Below are 21,040 nucleotides of genomic sequence, written 5' to 3' on the forward strand. Positions count from 1 at the left end.
ACTATACTAATAAGTAGGTGAATATATATGAAAATAATAAATGTTTACACTGACTCTTTTAACAAAGTAACTTTAATATCAGATGAAATATCTCAATTTAAATCCTATAAGTTAAATGTAGAAAATGGCAGAGAAAAAATATCTGTAATTAGTTATTCCATAGTTGACAATACTATAATTTTGAATTTAAGCAGAGAGCTAAATATAAAATACTATTGTTTCATAGAATATGAGAATGTACTTTATAAAGTATGGTACTATCCTTTGTATTCCACAGAAGAATTCAATAAAAAATTTTTTCACAATACCTCCTTAGGTGCCATATATACCAAAGAAAAGACTACCTTTAAACTCTGGTCGCCTCCAGCCTCTTCTGTAAAGCTTGCAATATATGAAAAAATTTCTCCTGACAGCTTCAATATTAAATATATGATAGATATGAAAGAATATAGAGGACTTTGGTATACTTCCATAAAAGGAGATTTGCATGAAACCTACTATAACTATCATGTAACCCTATATAATAATTCAAATATAGTAGTGGACCCTTATGCTGTCTCAGTAAATATAAATGGCTTAATAGGAGTTGTATTAGATTTAAAAGGAACAGATCCCCCTATGTGGCATGATGATACTTATATTGATGTTAAAAAATATACTGATTCCATAATATATGAAGTCAGCCTAAGAGATTTATCTTCCCATGCCAGCAGCGGAGTTTCAAACAGTAAAAAATTTTTATCCTTGACAGAAAAAAACACAAAATCTCCACAGGGCCTTAGTACCTGTTTAGATCATATACTGGAACTTGGTATTACCCACCTTCAGTTAATGCCTATATTCGATTTTAGTTATGAAAGTGTGGATGAAAGATACAGTGATAAAGATTATAATTGGGGATATGATCCCCAAAATTACAATGTTCCTGAAGGGAGCTATGCTTCAGATGCCTACCAGCCTCTGTGCAGAATAATAGAACTTAAAAAAATGATTTACTGCCTTCATAAAAACAATATAGGAATAAATATGGATGTAGTTTATAATCATGTATATCATGGTTGGGCAGATAATTTCCAAAATATATTCCCTGACTACTATTTTAGATTTTCACAGAAAAAGATACCTTGCTCTGGGAGTGGATGCGGAAATGATCTGGCTTCTGAGCATTTAATGGTAAGAAAATTCATAACAGACTCTGTAACATTTTGGGCCAGGGAATATCATATAGATGGATTCAGATTTGATCTTATGGGACTTATAGACATAGATACCATGAAATTAATAGAAAATAAACTTCATAAGATAAATAGATCTGTAATGATCTATGGTGAAGGTTGGACCCTAAATACCTCCCTTGCAGAGCAAAATAAGTCTACTTTTAATAATGCAAAATCTTTAGACAACATAGCCTTCTTCAACGATAGAATAAGAGACTGCTTAAAAGGTAATGTATTTGATTTGAAGGACAGAGGTTTTATAATGGGAGATGCCTCTAAAGGTAAGATATTGAGAGAATGTATAATGTCACAATATATTTCTCCTGAACAATCTGTAAATTACTCAAGCTGTCATGACAACCATACTTTATGGGATAGAATAAGTTTGAGCTGTACCCATGAAACCATAGAAGAAAAAAAGAAAATGGTAAAATTATGTTCAACTATAATTTTAACTTGTCCTGGTATCCCCTTTATATACTCTGGAGAAGAATTTTGCAGAAGCAAACAAGGAGAACATAACAGCTTCAACAGTCCAGATTATATAAATTGCATTGAATGGAATAAAAAGTATGAGTTTATGGATGTGTTTAATCACTACAAAAAATTAATTCATATAAGAAAGTCTCACTCTCTATTTAGACTTTATTCCAGAGACACCTTACTAAATAATTTAATTTTTATAGAAAATATACCAGAAGACATTCTTGCTTTCACAATAAAAGATTATACTGGCAGAGACAACTGGAAACATGCTCTTATAGCAGTAAATGTAGGAAGAAAAGACAGACATATAGACATTCCTAACATGAAATGGAAAGTGGCGTTAGACAGTAACAACATTAAAATTGAAAATATTATTTTAAAAAAACCGTTCATATTACAAAGTCTATCTTCCTATATATTGTACACAGAAGAGGATTAACAAAATACTACCAATCCTCTCCTTTGTATACTTTACCATTTAAAATTAACTGAAATAAATTCTCTCTAAGTCTCTTATCATCTTCCTTTGTCCTCTTTTTGGGATTTGAAGTCCTTCCCCCTGTTCTCCTAACTTTTGAAGATATATACCTTTCAAATAGAAGTTTATCCATGTTACCCTCATGATATATATAACCTTTAGGATTTATAGCATAGGCTTTTTTCCCTAATACCATAGCAGCAACACCATAATCCTGACTCACCACTATATCTCCACTTCTAACTTTGTTTACAATAACCATATCCACACTCTGAAAACCACTGTCAACAGTAACTACAGTACTATAATTACTTTTTAAGATATGATTTGTATCACAATATATTATAACTTCTATGTCATTTTCTCTTGCTATATTCTCTATTATATATTTTCCTGGACAAGCATCCCCATCTATTAATATTCTCATTTTAATCCCATAATGTAAAATCTCATGTTAAATATTAAAATTTTACTTATTTATTCCTCCACTCATTAATTAATCTTCTTACTTGTAATCTTTTGTAAATATTCTATTTAAATTATACACTACTATAATAAAATTATCATCTGTCAGTTTTTAGTGAACAGCTTATGGAGTAATTGAGAGGTTCGGATGGAGTTCACCTATGAAAAATGCTTATCTCATACTTTAAATAATATGGTATTATTAGATAATTTTAGACTTAGGATAAAATAAAACTCCACAATAGACATGCTATCATAGAGTTTTACTGTATTATATCCAAACTATATTTGGGCAAATTTTATATTTTTTGCTTTAATTTTAAACTCATATCATACTCAGGGTTTTTAAGTAGTGCAAACATATTATTTTTATAGGCTTCAACTCCAGGTTGATCAAAAGGATTTATTCCCATTAAATATCCACTCATTGCACAAGCTTTTTCAAAGAAATATACCATATGTCCAAAGTAATAGGGTGTTAACTCAGGTACATTTAAAATCATTACAGGAACCTTCCCATCACTGTGGGCCAGCACTGTTCCCCTTAAAATCTGATGGTTTACAAAACTTATTGATTTATCTGCAATGAAATTTAATCCATCTAAATTATCCTTATCCTCTCCTATAATTATATCCTTTGGAGACTTTTCTACATTTATAAAAGTTTCAAATAATATTCTAAGTCCCTGTTGTATATACTGTCCCATAGAGTGCAAATCTGTTGAAAAATCTCCGCAGGCAGGAAATATACCTTTATTTTCTTTTCCTTCACTTTCTCCAAAAAGTTGTTTCCACCATTCTCCAAAATAATGAAGACATGGCTCGAAATTCACCATCATTTCAGTAGTTTTTCTTCTTTTAAACAGTATATTTCTAACTGATGCATATCTATAAGCAGCATTTTTATCTAAATCTTCACTACTATAAGCTTCTCTAGCATCCGCTGCCCCCTTCATAACATCTTCTATATTAATTCCCGCCACTGCCATTGGAAGTAATCCTACCGCAGTTAACACAGAATACCTTCCTCCTATATTATCTGGGATAACATAGGTTTCATATCCCTCTATATCTGCCAAGGCCTTCAAAGCCCCTCTTTTCTTGTCTGTAGTAACATATATCCTATGTCCTGCTTCTTCTTTTCCATATTTTTTTTCTAGCAAACCTTTTAACAATCTAAATGCAACAGCAGGTTCCGTAGTGGTTCCTGATTTGGAAATAACATTCAAAGATATATCCATACCTTCTACAGCCTGGAGCAAGTCCTTCATATAAGCCGCACTCATATTATTTCCTGCATAAAGTATTATAGGAGCTTTTCTTTTATCTTTAGGCAGTATATTATTGAATGTATTTGAAAACATTTCAATAGCAGCCCTAGCCCCTAAATAAGACCCTCCTATACCTATAACTATAAATACATCTGAAGTATTCCTAATCTTTCTAGCCGCTATTTTTATCCTATTAAATTCTTCTTTGTCATAACTCGCCGGTAGGTTAACCCATCCCAGGAAATTATCCCCTTTACCTGTTCCATTTTCTAACATATGGTGGGCACTAGATACAAAAGGCTGCAGACTATCCATATCACTTTTGCTCACATAAGAATAAACTTTACTTAAATCCAAACTTATACCTTTTTCTAACATGACTTTACTTGCACCTCCAACACTTTATTTATATTAAAATTACATTAATTTCCATTACATTCCATATAAGAAGTCTAACAATTTTTATGCCAAGTTTACATTTCTAAAATCCTAAGCTTTTTAAAATAAGTGACAAGCGCTGATGTGATCTCCCCAATAAATTAATCTAGCCTTCGGATAAATATCATCTATTAAACAAATTTAAAAAATCACTTCATTGATATTTTAGTTATATTATTTATATATTCATTTTATTCTTCACATTTTCCTATTAATTTTATTCATTATTACTGCCCATATCAATTTAACAGTAATAACTTCTATAAGCTAAAAATATATATTATCCACAATTATATGACTTATTTGTTGTCCAAATATCAAAAATTTATGTGAAATTTATGTGATTATGACTACTTATATATTATAAATTATATTGATATTTTTTCCAATTAATTGTATAATATTTCAAGGAGGTGCTAACTATGGAAAATAATGCAATTAACATAAGTGATTTTAAAAATGTTACCTATAAAATTAGAGAAGTTGCCAAAATGTTAAATACCAATACTCAAACAATCAAGAATTACTGTTCAACTTTTAGAACTATCCTAAATAGAAGCAATATTTCCGGTAGAAAGGGAGATTTTACTGGAGATGATATCAACAAGTTAAAGATGATTCAATATTTATCAAAACAAAAACATTATAAACCTCAACAAATTATAGATTACTTTTCATATAACGATTCTCTGGGAAGTAAAAAGGAATTAGAATTCATAGCAGAAACAATATATACTTTAATTAAACCTGAAATAGAAAATACTATTAAAGATTCTATTGATACTACTATACAGGAACATAGTACCAATATAAGAAACGATATTAAAATTAATGGTAAAGAGATAACTGGACGTATAAATAAGGTATTAAGTAGTAATAACTCTTTAATCAGCTCTATGACAGAAACCAAAAATTTAATTAAAAGTATCGAAGATAATCAAAATCAATACCTGAGCAGAATAGAACGGAGAAAGCATAAGAATAAATGGTATAATAATTTATTTAAAATATCCAACAAAAATAAATAATAATATCCCCTCCAAGAAGATATATTAGAGTCAAAAAACAGTACAGGCTTTAAAACTATACTGTTTTTTGATTTTTAATCCAATTTGCCAAAGTTATAGAACCCATAGGCAGACTTAATATATCCTTTCGTAATTTTGCATTACAATTGGTGCATCCTTATCTCCTTTTAATTCTTTATCTGTTTTTATATGAACATTTTTATCTAAAATTGTATATTCTAATTTTACATTGTTATCTACTATACAATTTTGAAGAACTATACAGTTTTTAAGGATTGAACCTTTTGATATAGTTACTCTTCTGAATATTATGCTGTTTTCTATAGTTCCATATATAGAACACCCATCTCCTATTATAGAATTAATAACGTTACTGGACTGAAAATACCTGCATGGCATGTCATCATTTGTTTTAGTATATATAGGTTTATACTTTGAAAATAGTTCACCCATTATCTTATGATCTAAAAGTTCCATGCTTGTCCTGTAATATGATTTAATAGAATTTACACAACTTAAATATCCCTTGAATTCAAATACTCCTACATTCAGATATTTTAGGCATTTATATATGTTATGTTTTACCTTTCTATAATTTCCTGTTGATATGCATTCATTAACTATATTCATAAACATTTTCTTTTTAAGCATATATATTTCCATACTTATATTAGCTTTCTCATTTATTCCTATATTCCTTCCTACACTTATAACTCTTCCTTCATGGTTTATATTTAATGTGTCACAGTGGATAAATCTTGAATCTGCATCTTCAACTTTTTTATATATTATTGTAATATCATTTTTAGATTTTATATGAAACTCCATGGCTTCTTTTAAATCAATATTACAAATCATATAAGAAGACGCCATAACTACGTATTCTTCTCTACTTCTTTTAAAATAAAGTATATTTTTAGAAAAATTTTGTACATCATCTAAATTTAAATTTTTCTCCGTATAATTAAATACCCTAAGCCCTTTTATTTTTCTATTTAAATCCCAGGGACGACCATTACTTAAATGATCTATTAAAGATCTTGATTCCATTTTTGTAAATATTCCTATATTTTCTATTCCACTGTTAGTCATATTAGACAATATAAAATCAATGATTCTGTATCTACCTGCAATAGGTATGGCTGCTAAAGTTCTATTCTTGGAAAGTTCTTTTATATTATCGTCATTTTCATCTAAATTTATAATACCCATAAAATTTTCATTCATAATATCTACCCACCCAATAAATATTTTTTAAATTTTAAGTAAAAGATATCTATGAACTTACAAGTAAGGATTCTGCTTTTATATCTTTATTTGATCCTATCACTGTAATTTCTCTTCCATCACCTATAATGCTGTTCTTTCTGACAACTACATTGCTGCCTACCAATGCTTTATTAATTATTACATTATCTCCTATTTTACTGTATGGCATTATAACTGAATCTATTATTTTTGAATTTTTCCCTATGATACTTCCTGAAGATATGATAGAATTTTTTACCTCTCCATATATTTCACATCCATTCACTGCAATGGATGATTTAATATTAGCCTTTGGTCCAATGTACTGTGCTGGTTCCACATGGTTTACGGAATATATTCTCCAGTTTAGATCTCCTAAATTAAGTTCATTATCCTCTTTTAAAAGATCCATATTTGCTTCCCATAGACTTTGTATGGTACCTACATCCTTCCAGTATCCCCTAAAAGGATAAGCATACATTTTTATTCCGCTATTTAGCATATTAGGTATAATGTTTTTTCCAAAATCATTAGAAGAATTTTTATCACTTTGATCCGCTTTTAAAAATCTTTTTAGTAATGTCCATTTAAATATATAAACACCCATGGACGCCTTTGTACTTTTAGCTTTCATTGGTTTCTCCTGGAATTCATATATTTCCATATCAGATTTGGTATTTACTATTCCAAATCTATAAGTTTCTTCTATGGGGACTTCAATAACTGCAATGGTTACATCAGCTTTTTTTTCTTTATGGAATTTAAGCATATTAGCATAGTTCATTTTATAAATATGATCTCCTGAGAGGATAATAACATATTCTGGATTATAATTATCCACAAAAGATATATTCTGATATATAGCATCTGCTGTTCCTTTATACCAATTACCACCACTTTCTTCCTGATAAGGGGGCAATACATATACTCCTCCGTCTCTTCTATCTAAATCCCAGGGGGTGCCTATCCCTATATGAGAATTTAATTCTAATGGTTTATACTGTGTTAATACCCCTACTGTATAAATTCCTGAATTAGAACAATTACTTAAAACAAAATCTATTATTCTGTATTTTCCTCCGAATGGCACTGCAGGCTTTGCTAATTTTTTAGTCAATATACCAAGCCTTGACCCTTGTCCCCCTGCGAGTATCATTGATATCATTTCTTTTCTATCCATAACATCATTCTCCATTCTTAATTAAAAGTAATTTTGTACTCTATAACTCTATCTGGTTGGATAAAATTTTTATTTCTAATGCTGATATCTCTTGGTCTATTTCATCAGCTATTATGTGAAAAGATTTATGCTCACTTCTATTTATTACAATTAAAATATTCTCCTTATTAATTGTTCTCTTATAACACAATACATCTTTATCTATATGATAAAATTCTATGCCTCCTTTTTTTAATGAATCATATCTATTTCTAAGTGCTGTGATATGTCTATAAAAATCCAGTATCACTTTATTTTCGTTTCCCCAGGGGTAGGTCTTTCTGTTTAAAGGGTCTTTTCCTCCTAAGACTCCTGCTTCATCGCCATAGTATATAAGCGGAACCCCAGGCATAGTCATTTGAATTGTAACAGCCATTTTTAAAAATTGTATTTTATTTTCTCCTTTTTTGTCTAATACAGTGAGAATTCTTTCAGTATCATGAGTTCCAAGTATATTTAAATTAGAGAAAAATATTTCCGGTGGATAATTCTCATATAGACTTAAAATTTTTCTTTCAAATGTATATGAATCTATATCCTCTGTTAAAAATTCTATTACAGCATTTCTAAAAGGATAATTAGTTACAGAATCGAGTTCTCTGCCTAAAACATATCTTCTTCTATTTGAGTAACTAATTTTATTTGATGCATCTTCCCAAACCTCACCTATAAGTATAGATTCATTATTAATACTCTTTATTTTATTTCGTATTTTTTCTATAAAATCATCAGGAAGCTCGTCTGCTACATCAAGTCTCCAGCCGTATGCACCAAGTTTCATCCACTTTTCCAATACTGAATTTTTTCCCTCTATAATAAAATTCACATAATCGGGATTCATTTCATTTATAGAAGGCATACTGTCTATCCCCCACCAACTGTCATATTTATCTGGATGTTCTATAAATGTATACCAGTTATAATATGGAGAATCTTTGGATTGATATGCACCTTCCGAATCATAATTTCCATACTTATTAAAATAAACACTATCATCTCCAGTATGGTTAAATACTCCATCTAAAATAATTTTTATATCTAATTTATCTGCCTCTTCACATAATTTTTTAAATATTTTTTCATCCCCATACATGCTGTCTATAGATTTGTAATCCCCCGTATCATATTTATGATTACTTATAGATTTAAATATAGGATTAAGATATATTGCACTAATCCCTAAACTCTTTATATAACAGAGTTTTTCAATTACCCCTTTTAAATTCCCTCCAAAAAAGTCCCATCTTATTACTTTACCCTGGTTATCCCTTATATACATGGGTTCATCCTGCCAATTTCCGTATATAAAACTATTATGTTTGGGATTAGTTATTTCTCCATTGCTATTGCCATTTTTAAATCTATCCACAAATATTTGGTATATCATACCTTGCTTGAACCATTTTGGCACCTTTAAAGGCTCATATACAGTTATCTGATAAGGTATAGGCATGCTGTTATATATCTGTCCTTGTCCACCTAACCCGTCAGAATTGTTTCCGTAGTGAACATACCCTCCATCCTCAGTTTTTATTCTAAAAAAATAATTGATAAGTCCCACATAATCTTTATCTAAATATATATAATGGTAATACACATATTTATTATAATTTTCAATTCTAACACTCATCTTTACTATTTTTTCCGTATAATCAAAATAGATGATATTTAAATATATTTCCAAAAATCTATCCGTAACTGCACAAATATATACTTTTTTCCCTTTGGGCACTGCACCAAACGGATTTCTATAATAAATATCTCTTGAATCATGTTTTATATGAAAATTCATGCTTTACCCCTTTTCACCCAGACTTTACTTTTCTAAACTCCTTTATTCAAAGTACCTTTATTCTAAATTCTTATATAGGCATTTAGAACCCCATATACCTGTAGCATATTCTTTTATAGTTCTGTCACTGGAAAATATTCCAGAATGGGCTATATTTATGGCACACATTTTTTGCCATTTTGACTTATCCTTATACAATTCATCTACTTTTTTCTGCGCTTCCAAATAAGAATAAAAATCTTTTATTACAAAAAATTCGTCATTATAAGTAACTAAATTATCGTATATACTCTTAAATCTATTTTTGTCTTTAGAATATGTGCCATCTATTAGAGAATCAATAACTCTCTTTAATCTTGTATCACCAGATATAATCTGCTGCGAATTATATCCACCATTTTTATAATAATTCAATACTTCATTTTCTGTAATCCCAAATATCACTATATTATCATTTCCAACCTCATCTCTTATTTCCACATTGGCGCCATCTAAAGTAGCTATTGTAACTGCTCCATTCATCATAAACTTCATATTGCTAGTCCCCGAAGCTTCCTTGGTTGTGGTGGAAATTTGTTCACTTAAATCCGCTGCGGGTATTATAGCTTCTGCAAGAGACACCCTGTAATTTTCCATAAATACAACTTTAATTTTTTTATTTACTCTATCATCTCTATTTATTTTATCAGCCAATACATTTATTAATGTAATCATATCCTTTGCCATATAATATCCAGGTGCCGACTTACCTGCAAATATAAATGTCCTTGGTATTATATCTAAACTTGGATTTTCCACAAGTTCATCATATAAATCCATTATTCTAAGACAATTCAAGGTCTGTCTTTTATAGGCGTGAATTCTTTTTATTTGGACATCAAACATAGAGTTTATATCTACTTCTATTCCATTAGTTCTATATATAAGATCTGCTAATTTCCTTTTATTTTCAAACTTTATTTTTTCAAGCTGAGCTTGTACATTCTTATCTTCTGCAAACTTTTCAAAATTTATCATGTCTGTAGGGTGAGCTATAAAGCTATCTCCTATTGTGCTTTTTAAAAGAAGTGCTAATTTAGGATTTGAACTTATAAGCCACCTTCTATGACTTATACCATTGGTTTTATTGTTGAATCTATTTGGATAATAATAATAGAAATCTGCCATATTCTGCTTCTTGAGTATTTCAGTATGGAGCTTTGCCACACCATTTACACTGTGACTTCCCACTATAGCAAGATGGGCCATATTTATATAGCCATCATTTATTATGGACATTCTTTTTATTTTATCCCACTGATTGTAGTATTTATTTTGTAGTTCTTCACAAAATCTTTTATCTATTTCCTCTACTATCATAAATATCCGGGGCAGTAAAGTTTTAAACATATCTACAGGCCACCTCTCAAGTGCCTCTGCCATTATAGTATGATTGGTATATGATATAATATTATTAGTCATTCTCCATGCGTTATCCCAGCCAATGTCTTCCTCATCTATAAATATTCTCATAAGTTCTGGTATAGCCAGAGTTGGGTGGGTATCATTTATGTGTATTGCTATTTTTTCATCTAATTCATTTATATTGACTTGTGAACTTTTAAAATGATATATAATACTTTGAATACCCGCAGATACAAAAAAGTACTGCTGTTTCAATCTTAAAAGTTTGCCTTCATAAAAACTATCATCAGGATATAATATTTTGGATATAGCCTCCACAGAATCCTTATATTCCATGGCCTTTCTAAAATCTCCCCTATTAAATAATGAAAAATCAAACTCATTGGACAAAGGCTCTGCACTCCACAATCTCAATGTATTTACTACATTGTTTTTATATCCTACTATTGGTATATCGTAAGGTACTGCCAAGACCTCCTCATAGTTTATATGATTAAACCTTAAATATCCATATATATAATCTACTTTTACTTCTCCTCCAAATTTGACTACTCTTGCCTTGTCGGATTTTTTTATCTCCCATACATTACCATTCTTAAGCCAATTATCCGGTACCTCCACCTGAGAATCATTTATAATCTTCTGGTTGAAAAAACCATATTTATATCTTATTCCACACCCATGTCCTGGTATACTTAAGGATGCCATAGAATCTAAAAAACAAGCAGCCAGTCTTCCAAGTCCTCCATTTCCAAGTCCCTGATCCTCTTCAAGCTCTTCCAATTTATTTAAATTTATTCCCATTCCATCTAAGGCCTCTTTACATATGTTCCTTATTCCTAAATTTAATAGAGTATTTCCAAGGAGTCTTCCAAGTAAAAACTCCATAGAAAAATAATACACTTGCTTTTTGCCATTTTGGTTATATTTTTTATTGGTATCTATCCACATTTTAGCTACATAATCTCTTACAAGACTTCCCAGAGCCTCATATTTGTTATAATCAGTTCCCTCCTCAATATCCTTGCCATGGATAGCTATAAACTTTTCTCTATAGTCCTTTTTAAAAGTTTCCTTATTTATATGCAGCATAGAATTCCCCCTAGCTAAACTAATTTACAGATATTTATAACAAACTTTCATACAATGATTTATAAGGCTTTGCAGAATTATCCCAGCTATTATTACTCTCCATAGCATGAGTTACTATATTATTCCATATATCCTTTTCCTCGAAATAATCTACTGCATCATTTATAATACGTAAAAGATCATCCCCATCAAAATTTGCAAAACTAAATCCATTACCTTCCCCTGTATATTTGTTATAAGGAATGATTGTATCTTTAAGACCTCCTGTTTCCCTAACTATAGGAATAGTCCCATATCTAAGGGCTATTAATTGGCCTAACCCACAAGGTTCAAATAGAGAGGGCATTAAAAACATATCTGATGCAGCATAAATTTTATGTGCCAATACATCATCAAAATATATATTTGTGGATACATTTCTTGGATACTTTGAACTAAGATACCTAAAATATTCCTCATATTCATTATATCCTGTTCCAAGCACTATAAGCTGAACATGTTTTGACACAAGCCTTTCTCCTATAGTTTTTATAATGTCCATTCCTTTTTGAGGTGTAAATCTTGATATTATAGCCAAAACAGGTACATTTTCATTTATATCCAGATTAAGATCATTTTGAATTTTTAATTTATTTATCATTTTATTTCTTAAATTATTTTTATTATAGTTTCTAAATATCATATTATCTTTTTCAGGGTTATAAATATCATAATCTATTCCATTTACTATTCCCCAAAGATCACTGCTTCTACTTCTCAGAAGACCATCAAGATTTTCTCCATATTCTGGACTCTGTATTTCAAAAGCGTAGGAACGACTTACTGTAGATATCTTATCACTATAATTTATACCGCTCTTCATAAAACTTACAGCTCCGTTTAATTCTACACTTCCATTTTCATACAGACTCCCGTCAAGATTAAATAATTCCCCTAAAATATTTTTATCAAAGTTTCCTTGAAAGAGAAGATTATGTATACTGAATACAAATTTAACTCCTCTATAGAAACTGCTCTGTTTATATTGAATTTTATATAGTACAGGAATCATTCCCGTATGCCAATCATTACAATGTATTATGTCTGGCTTATAGTTAATTTGCCATAACATGTCAAGCACAGCTCTATCGAAAAAGGCAAATCTTTCACCATCGTCATAATAACCATATAATTCATCCCTGAAAAAATAATATTCATTGTCTATCAGGTAATAAATCACCCCCATATATTCACATTGAAATATTCCACAGTATTTATTCCTCCAACCTACGGGTACATAAAAATACTTAATAAAATTGAATTCACTTGCTAAATGGGATTTTATTGCACTGTATTTTGGTATAACTACTCTTACATCAACCCCTATTTTTTTTAAATATCGGGGGAGTGTGCCTATTACATCTGCAAGTCCTCCTGTTTTAACAAAGGGATGTGATTCAGAAGCAGCAAATAGCACTTTCATATAAATTCCTCCTTAATTTAATTTTTATCAAGTTTTTATTTTTTCAATGGTTATTATTTTTGTTTTTTTAATGACATTTTATCTTTACTTTCATCTTTGGAACTTATAATCAACTTTTGTTCTATAGTATTAGGATATATTTTTTTGGGTTTTAATATAATAGCAGCCATAGGAGGTATTTTAACAGTTAGACAAAATTTTTGATTATGATATTCTTTATTTTTAGAATACACTATGTCATTAGCTATTTCTCCAGACCCTCCAAATTCTTTTTCATCTGTATTAAATACTTCCTGGTATTCTCCGAAATATGGAACTCCTATATTGTAATTAGAATAAACTTCTAATTTAAAATTGCAGATTATTATTAAAATATTATTCTCCTGGCTGGACTTTCTCATAAACACTAATATACTTTGATTTGAATTATCTGCATCTATCCATTCAAATCCCTTCTCAATATGGTCAAGTTCCCATAATGGCTTTTCACTTATATAAAATTTATTTATTTTTTCAAAGAAACCTAGAGTTTTCTTATGCATAGGAAACTTGTCTATAAGCTCCCAATCCAATTGACCTGAACTCCTCCATTCTGAAAACTGTGCAAACTCCGTTCCCATAAATATATGTTTTTTACCAGGATGAGTATACATATAGGTAATAAACACTCTAAGCCCTGCAAATTTATCAAAATAATCTCCCCACATTTTATCTACAAGAGAACATTTACCATGGACCACTTCGTCATGAGATATAGGAAGAATAAAATTTTCAGAATAATTATACATAATTGAAAAAGTAAGTAATCTATGATTATATGTTCTCTCTTTAGGACTCATTTTAATATATTTTAATACATCATTCATCCAACCCATGTTCCATTTAAAATTAAATCCTAATCCTCCACAATATGAAGGTGCTGTGACCATTGGCCATGCAGTAGATTCTTCTGCAATCATAATTAAATTTGGAAATTCCTTAAAAAGTGCAGTATTTAATTCCCTATAAAATTTAACGGCACTTAAATTTTCATTTCCGCCATATTCATTGGCTGTCCATTGACCTGGACCCTTATCATAATCTAGATAAAGTGTATTTGCAACGGCATCCACCCTAAGTCCATCTATGTGAAATTCTCTTAACCAAAATAAGGCATTTGATATTAAAAAACTCTTAATTTCTGGTTTCCCCAAATCAAAATTTCCCGCTCCCCAAGATTTATTTTCAGATTGCTTTTCATCTTCATATTCATAAGTTGGTGTACCGTCAAACTTATATAATCCATGTTCATCTTTACAAAAGTGGCCTGGTACCCAATCCAATATCACTCCAATATCCTCTATATGGCACATATTTATAAAGTATTTAAAGTCCTCGATGCTGCCATACCTGCTAGTTACAGAATAATATCCCGTAATTTGATATCCCCAAGAGTCATCTAATGGATGTTCCATTATAGGAAGTATTTCCACATAATTATAATTCATAGTCTTTAAATATTTTACAAGTTGTTTTGCTATATCTCTATAATTCAAAAAGTTGCCGTTTTCATCCTTTTTCCACGAACCAAGATGTACTTCATATATATTTATAGGACTTTTATATACATTTTGTGTTTTCCTTTTGGATATCCATTTACTATCTTCCCACTTGAAAGTTTTCTTTCCAATTATTTTAGATGCATTTCTCGGTCGTTTTTCAGAATATCTAGCATAAGGATCTGATTTCAAAACAGATTTGCCATTTTTATCTATAATTTCATATTTGTATATAGATTCCTTTTTTACCCCTATAATGAAGCCGCTCCACAAATCTTTTCCCCATATTCTTTCCAAGTTATCCCCATCTCTAGGATTCCAATTATTAAAATCTCCTAGTACTCTTACTGCAACAGCCTTAGGTGCCCATACAGTGAACCTAGTTCCAAATTTACCTCTTTCCTTAGTAAAATGTGATCCCATAAATTTATAACTATTATAACTTTCTCCTTTGTAGAAAAGATTTATATCCTTATTAGGCACTCTTAATATCACCTCCCACATATAATCAGTATCTGTACAAAAGTAAAATTTATGTTCTTAATCTCATAACAATATATGATTTTCAAGGTTCGCTTAACAACCTTCCATTTAATTACAAATAACTGGCTAATTATGTTCTTTTTCAAAATTTTTCAGCTTTCTAATATATTATAATTATTTCTACACTCCGCCTGTATTTACCTCCTAAATAAATAATTATCTGAAATTTAATAATTCCATATAAAAAATGCCTTCTTTAGATAAACAGTTCTGTCATTTTAACTGTCTGCTCCAAAGAAAGCATGGATAATTAGTGGAAATTAACTCTTCCTTAATATTGTAAAGAACTTTTTAATTCAAACATCTATTTTTCATATATAATCTATATATTACTTCTTCAAATAATGAAAATACTCCTGTAGTAATCAAGTAAATTCCTATAGTTATTGGTGCTTTAAATGTTATTAACATGCTTATAATACTTGTAACAACAAGATTTATTTTCTGTACCTGTACTTCTTTAACTATTTTTAAAAATGGTATATATGATATAAAATTTGGACTTAAAGAAACTAAAGTATAAATAATTGGAATAATAAAATAATTATCTGGCATCTTCATATTTACTATCCAAGGAACAATAACAGTTCCAATCTGTGCCGGCATTTTATTGAAAACAATAAACAATGAAGATATTACAGGTAACTGCAGTAAAGTAACAAGACATCCAAACATGTTTTTAGTATTTTGCTTATAATATTTTTCCATTTCCCTTTGAAGCTTATCTTTATTATGTTTATATTTTATTCTAAGCTCCTCCATCTTTTTAGATAAAACCTGCTGATGATGAATACTTTTTCTCTGTTTCAGAGACATCGGCAGCAAAATAGTTCTCACTATCAGAGTAAGCAAAATTATACTTATACCGTAATCTCCTGTTATACTAAATAAATAACCTAATACAGTATTTAGTACATTTAAAATAATGTTCATATAAATCCTCTCCTTATTCAATATTTAGATTTACTTTAAACATCATCTTATTTTAAAATATACAAAATACCACCATATTCTATATTTTTCATAGACCAAATAGTCTTTAGGATACAATTTTTTCATATACTGCAGTACTTGTATCAAAATACATTTTCCATATTCATCATAAAAATAACTTATAGTCTGTCTATAGATGGTGCTAACATAAAGCAGTATACTTAAAGCACACAAGAAAACTATAATAATTTGCATTATTAATAGAGTATCTATTTTCATTTAACTACCTCTTAACACAGATCCCTTCATTATTTGCATATCGTATGGAATACCATCATTTTAACACAAGTACATTTTCATTTACAGATTATTTTATCAAAATTTTTCAACTTGACATGTATAGTCTATAATGATAGACTAAAAATACAATCAGTCTATTATTATAGACCCACAAGGAGAGATAATATGAAACAACTAAAACTCTGTGAAAGTGAATATCATCTTGCAAGTATTGTCTGGGAAAATGAACCTCTTGGCTCTGGAGAACTTGTAAAGCTTTGTCAAAAAGTTCTAGGATGGAAAAAATCCACCACATATACCGTTTTAAAAAAATTATGCCAGAGGGAAATATTAAAAAATGAGAATACAACAGTAACTTCCCTCATAAAACGAGAACAAGTACAGAAATTTAAAAGTGAGGAATTTATAAACAGCACCTTCAATGGCTCCCTACCTAAATTTATAACAGCATTTATGAATAATAAAAAATTAAGCACAAAAGAAGCGGAAGAACTTAAAAATCTTATTGATAGCTATAAGGAGAAATAAAAATGAACCTTTTCTTACAAAATTTATTTATTGATATATTAAATATGAGCCTTACGGCAAGCTATGTGATTTTATTTGTTCTAGCTTGCAGACTGCTTTTAAAAAAAGCTCCTAAAATTTTTTCCTACAGCTTATGGTCTGTTGTACTATTTAGACTTATCTGTCCATTTTCTTTTTCCTCTGCTTTCAGCTTTTTAAAAATACCTAGCTCATACTCAAACAAAATTGAATACATACCCTCCAGTGTAAAACTAATATCACAACCTGAAGTCAACACTGGAATAAATGATGTTAACTCATCTATAAATACTTCACTGCTGGGTTTAACAACTCACGCTGGTAATAACTCAATATATGGCATTTTATCTACAATTTGGGTTTTGGGATTCATTTCACTGATAGTTTACAGCATCCTATCCTATTTAATCTTAAAACATAAAGTTTGTACTTCTGTAATTGTAAAAGATAATATTTTTCAGTGTGAAAATATCTCTTCTCCCTTTGTACTAGGATTTGTAAGACCTAAAATTTATCTTCCCATAGGCCTTGAAAAAACAGAACAGAATTACATTTTAAAGCATGAGCAAGTCCATGTAAAACGATTTGATTATCTTATAAAACCCATTGCATTTTTGGCTTTATGCCTCCACTGGTTCAATCCTCTTGTATGGATTAGTTTCATGCTTATGAACAAGGATATGGAAATGTCCTGTGATGAAAGAGTATTGAAAGAATTTGGAACACACATAAAAAAGGACTACAGTACCTCTTTATTATTACTTTCAGTAAACAAAAATACCATAAAGGGGAACCCTCTAGCCTTTGGGGAAAATAATACAAAGACAAGAATTAAAAATATACTTAATTATAAAAAACCTGTTTTTTGGGTAATGGCATCCTCTATAATAGCTGTTATATTTATTAGCATTGGACTTATTACTAACCCCTTAGGTTCCTTAAAACCAGAAGAAAACGACTTTACAGAAAAAATATACAAATATAGAACTCCCTATGTAGGGGATAACAGCAAGGTACTTAATATAATAAATTCTCTTCCTGTACCAGAAACCCTACATCATAGAAAGATACAACTTTTTACTGATAAAAAACCCTATGGAATTCAAATAACTTATGAAACCACCAATGATGTTAAAGAATCCTTCTTAAGAAAAGAAAATCAACTGATTTTTGATGAAAATGCCGCCATAATATTTTCTCTGGTAGGTAATGCCGACTACATTGATTTTGTGCTAAAAACAGAAGGTCAATTTGATAGAACAATTAAAATAGACAGGACCTGGTTAAACAATTCTCTGGACAAAAATTTATGGCAAAGTTCCATTAGTTTTCAAGGATTTAATACAATATATAAAGAAATTATGACTAAATTTGTAACCACTTACTCCCTTCCTATATTATTTGAAGAAGGTAAAAAAACTAATATTCAAAGTGTAAATGATGTACCTTTAGCAGCTAATTACGATAAGATAAAAAATAATAATAAAACCTATTATATATATGAAAAGAATAGAAAATATTATATAGAAAGCCCCTATGAGTTTATCCATGAAATCACAAAAGAAACCTATGAAAAGCTTCACACACTGATTGTATCCGAAAATTACTATGAAAATATAAAAGATCAACTATCATTGGATTCAAAAAAATATTTTTTACAAAATACCATTGACAATTCCTGTATTTTAGACGGGGATGGCTTAATAAACAAAGGTTGTGAATTGGCAAACAAATTTATATCTGACACTGAGAAAGGGAAAAAATCCTCCATCAAGATTATTCACCAAATGCCAGATAGTTATTCGAAAGGGATTCTTGATATAACAGAGGTAATGTATGACGGGAAAAACTATTATGGGGTTAAATATATTCCAACAGCTTATTATTCAGGAACTCCTGGTTTTTATTATAAATTTAGATTTAAATATATTAAAACCTTTGATATATCAACATACAGATTTGTGTATTTATTAGAAGATAACAAAGTAAACTCTAATGATATAGATAAAAGCATGCTGTCTAAAGACCATAAAGACTGGGTAGACTATCATTTTCTCTATTCTATTGAAAAATAAACCACAATTATTTTGCCCCATATCTTACATCTTATAAATATCAACCTCAATTAAGATTTTAAAAGGCTTCCTTCACTTTTAAATCTTTAATTTTACTATTAAAATGAATATAAAATATGCCTCCTATTACGCAGGTAATTATTTCTGTAACAGTCATGGACCATATAACTCCATGCAGGCCAAATAAATTATGGAGTACTATTATAACCGGAATATAAAGAATACCCTGTGTAACGGACATAATAGTGGTTGGTATCCCCTGGCCTGAGGCCTGGAAAATGCCTGTAAACAGTCCAGTAAATCCATTAAATAGGGCAGATATGAACATAGCTGTCATAATATATGTTCCAATACTAATCACTGAAGAATCATTGGAAAACAACTGGATAATTGGCATTGTAAAAATATACACCACCCCGATAAAAATTATGGACAATACAGCGATACATAAAGCTGATTGTCTTATTCCATTTTTTAATCTTTCAAAGTTCCTATTGGAAAAATTATATGCAATGAGGGGTATAATTCCTAGGTATAACCCCATTGAAAGAAATTCTGGAACCTGTACAATCCTTAGAGCTATACCAAAACCAGCTACTACATTATCTCCATATGCAATTGAAAAATTATTTAAAAGAAGAGTTGTGATAATAAGAAATACAGTCATTAATAATTCAGAAACCCCAATTTTATATATTTCCATTTTATCTTGAAAAGAGATTTTGAAACAATGGATAAATCCTTTTAAATGTTCACTTTTTATCTCCAAGTAATAAATATAATAAATAGATGACCCTAAATTGGCCAAAATCATTGCAAGTGCCGCACCTACAACATTCATATTCAGTAATAGTATAAACAAAGGATCAAAAATAAAATTTAGTATTGTACTTATAATCATGCCATACATGGATTCCTTCGAAGCCCCTTCAGCTCGTACTATTTGCTGCAAAGCAAAATTTAATACAGTAGCAAATCCACCAAAGAACATAGTTAAAGAGTAACTTTTTGTGTAAGCAATAGTAGACGTATCTGCTCCTAAAATTTTAACAAGAGGATTAATTATAAATAAAGCAATAATGGCAATGCAAGTTGATGCTATTATACTGCTGTAGAAAATATATCCAGCTATATGTTTTGCTTTTTCTATTTCCTTTTTTGCAACAAGTCTGGTAACAAATGTCCCCCCTCCTACTCCAAACATATTTCCAAAAGCCATTAATATAGTAAAAATCGGCAGTCCCAAAGTAACAGCTGTAAGCATTTCCGTATTGTGCATTAATCCGATAAAAAAAGCATTGATTATATTATATATTGTACCCACAGACATTCCAATCATCATAGGAATTGACAGATGTGCAATTGACTTTAAAATTGGGGCACTTTCCAGGTAATATTGATTCGTTAAATTATTTTCCATTTTTTACACCCCTTTATCCAAAATATCATTAGACTTGATATTATTATATATCTAATAATTAAAATTCTAACTATATAGGTATAAA

General features: G+C 29.8%; 15 protein-coding genes. 4 read left to right on the forward strand and 11 right to left on the reverse strand.

Annotation, left to right across the window (positions count from 1 at the left end; translation table 11 throughout):
• Positions 1-27: 27 nt before the first annotated feature.
• Positions 28-2,142 (forward strand): type I pullulanase, encoded by a 2,115-nt coding sequence (gene pulA, locus CKL_RS16980; protein WP_012103811.1) that lies wholly within the window; start codon positions 28-30, stop codon positions 2,140-2,142.
• Between the two features lie 7 nt (positions 2,143-2,149).
• Here pulA and CKL_RS16985 read toward each other — a convergent pair whose 3' ends face one another.
• Positions 2,150-2,608, reverse strand: a complete 459-nt coding sequence (locus CKL_RS16985) for a YaiI/YqxD family protein (protein WP_012103812.1) — start codon at positions 2,606-2,608, stop codon at positions 2,150-2,152.
• Between the two features lie 337 nt (positions 2,609-2,945).
• On the reverse strand, positions 2,946-4,295 hold the full coding sequence (locus CKL_RS16990) for a glucose-6-phosphate isomerase (protein WP_012103813.1): 1,350 nt from the start codon (positions 4,293-4,295) through the stop codon (positions 2,946-2,948).
• 482 nt (positions 4,296-4,777) lie between these two features.
• Here CKL_RS16990 and CKL_RS16995 point away from each other — a divergent pair, with 482 nt between their 5' ends.
• Entirely contained in the window at positions 4,778-5,383 is a 606-nt protein-coding gene (locus CKL_RS16995; RefSeq protein WP_012103814.1) for a MerR family transcriptional regulator, read from the forward strand.
• A gap of 114 nt (positions 5,384-5,497) precedes the next feature.
• Here the strand turns inward: CKL_RS16995 and glgD are convergent, their stop codons facing one another.
• The 8 genes from glgD to CKL_RS17035 form a co-directional block, all read right to left on the reverse strand.
• Positions 5,498-6,610 (reverse strand): glucose-1-phosphate adenylyltransferase subunit GlgD, encoded by a 1,113-nt coding sequence (gene glgD, locus CKL_RS17000; protein ID WP_012103815.1) that lies wholly within the window; start codon positions 6,608-6,610, stop codon positions 5,498-5,500.
• A gap of 49 nt (positions 6,611-6,659) precedes the next feature.
• Positions 6,660-7,811: a glucose-1-phosphate adenylyltransferase gene (locus tag CKL_RS17005; protein ID WP_012103816.1), complete on the reverse strand. Its 1,152-nt coding sequence runs from the start codon at positions 7,809-7,811 to the stop codon at positions 6,660-6,662.
• 40 nt (positions 7,812-7,851) lie between these two features.
• A complete protein-coding gene (locus tag CKL_RS17010) occupies positions 7,852-9,642 on the reverse strand; it encodes a glycoside hydrolase family 13 protein (RefSeq protein ID WP_012103817.1) in 1,791 nt (596 codons plus the stop codon).
• Positions 9,643-9,699: 57 nt separating this feature from the next.
• A complete protein-coding gene (locus tag CKL_RS17015) occupies positions 9,700-12,138 on the reverse strand; it encodes a glycogen/starch/alpha-glucan phosphorylase (RefSeq protein ID WP_012103818.1) in 2,439 nt (812 codons plus the stop codon).
• Positions 12,139-12,172: 34 nt separating this feature from the next.
• Complete coding sequence (glgA, locus tag CKL_RS17020; protein ID WP_012103819.1) at positions 12,173-13,600, reverse strand: glycogen synthase GlgA; 1,428 nt, start codon at positions 13,598-13,600, stop codon at positions 12,173-12,175.
• Between the two features lie 53 nt (positions 13,601-13,653).
• Positions 13,654-15,642 carry a 1,4-alpha-glucan branching protein GlgB gene (gene glgB / locus CKL_RS17025; RefSeq protein WP_012620949.1) on the reverse strand — a complete coding sequence of 663 codons (1,989 nt, stop codon included), beginning with the start codon at positions 15,640-15,642 and terminating at the stop codon, positions 13,654-13,656.
• A 330-nt stretch (positions 15,643-15,972) separates the two neighbouring features.
• Entirely contained in the window at positions 15,973-16,614 is a 642-nt protein-coding gene (locus tag CKL_RS17030; protein WP_012103821.1) for a YidC/Oxa1 family membrane protein insertase, read from the reverse strand.
• 42 nt (positions 16,615-16,656) lie between these two features.
• The gene (locus CKL_RS17035; RefSeq protein WP_012103822.1) at positions 16,657-16,893 is read right to left on the reverse strand and encodes a hypothetical protein; all 237 of its coding nucleotides are present in this window, start codon (positions 16,891-16,893) and stop codon (positions 16,657-16,659) included.
• Between the two features lie 186 nt (positions 16,894-17,079).
• Between CKL_RS17035 and CKL_RS17040 the strand changes: the two genes are divergently transcribed.
• Together CKL_RS17040 and CKL_RS17045 are read left to right on the forward strand one after the other, a co-directional pair.
• Entirely contained in the window at positions 17,080-17,442 is a 363-nt protein-coding gene (locus tag CKL_RS17040; protein WP_012103823.1) for a BlaI/MecI/CopY family transcriptional regulator, read from the forward strand.
• Between the two features lie 2 nt (positions 17,443-17,444).
• Positions 17,445-19,535 carry a DUF5301 domain-containing protein gene (locus tag CKL_RS17045; RefSeq protein WP_012103824.1) on the forward strand — a complete coding sequence of 697 codons (2,091 nt, stop codon included), beginning with the start codon at positions 17,445-17,447 and terminating at the stop codon, positions 19,533-19,535.
• Between the two features lie 58 nt (positions 19,536-19,593).
• On the opposite strand, the gene CKL_RS17050 is transcribed toward CKL_RS17045, so the two are convergent.
• On the reverse strand, positions 19,594-20,955 hold the full coding sequence (locus CKL_RS17050; protein ID WP_012103825.1) for an MATE family efflux transporter: 1,362 nt from the start codon (positions 20,953-20,955) through the stop codon (positions 19,594-19,596).
• Positions 20,956-21,040 lie beyond the last annotated feature (85 nt).

This window comes from Clostridium kluyveri DSM 555, from assembly GCF_000016505.1.
Lineage (GTDB): Bacteria > Bacillota > Clostridia > Clostridiales > Clostridiaceae > Clostridium_B > Clostridium_B kluyveri.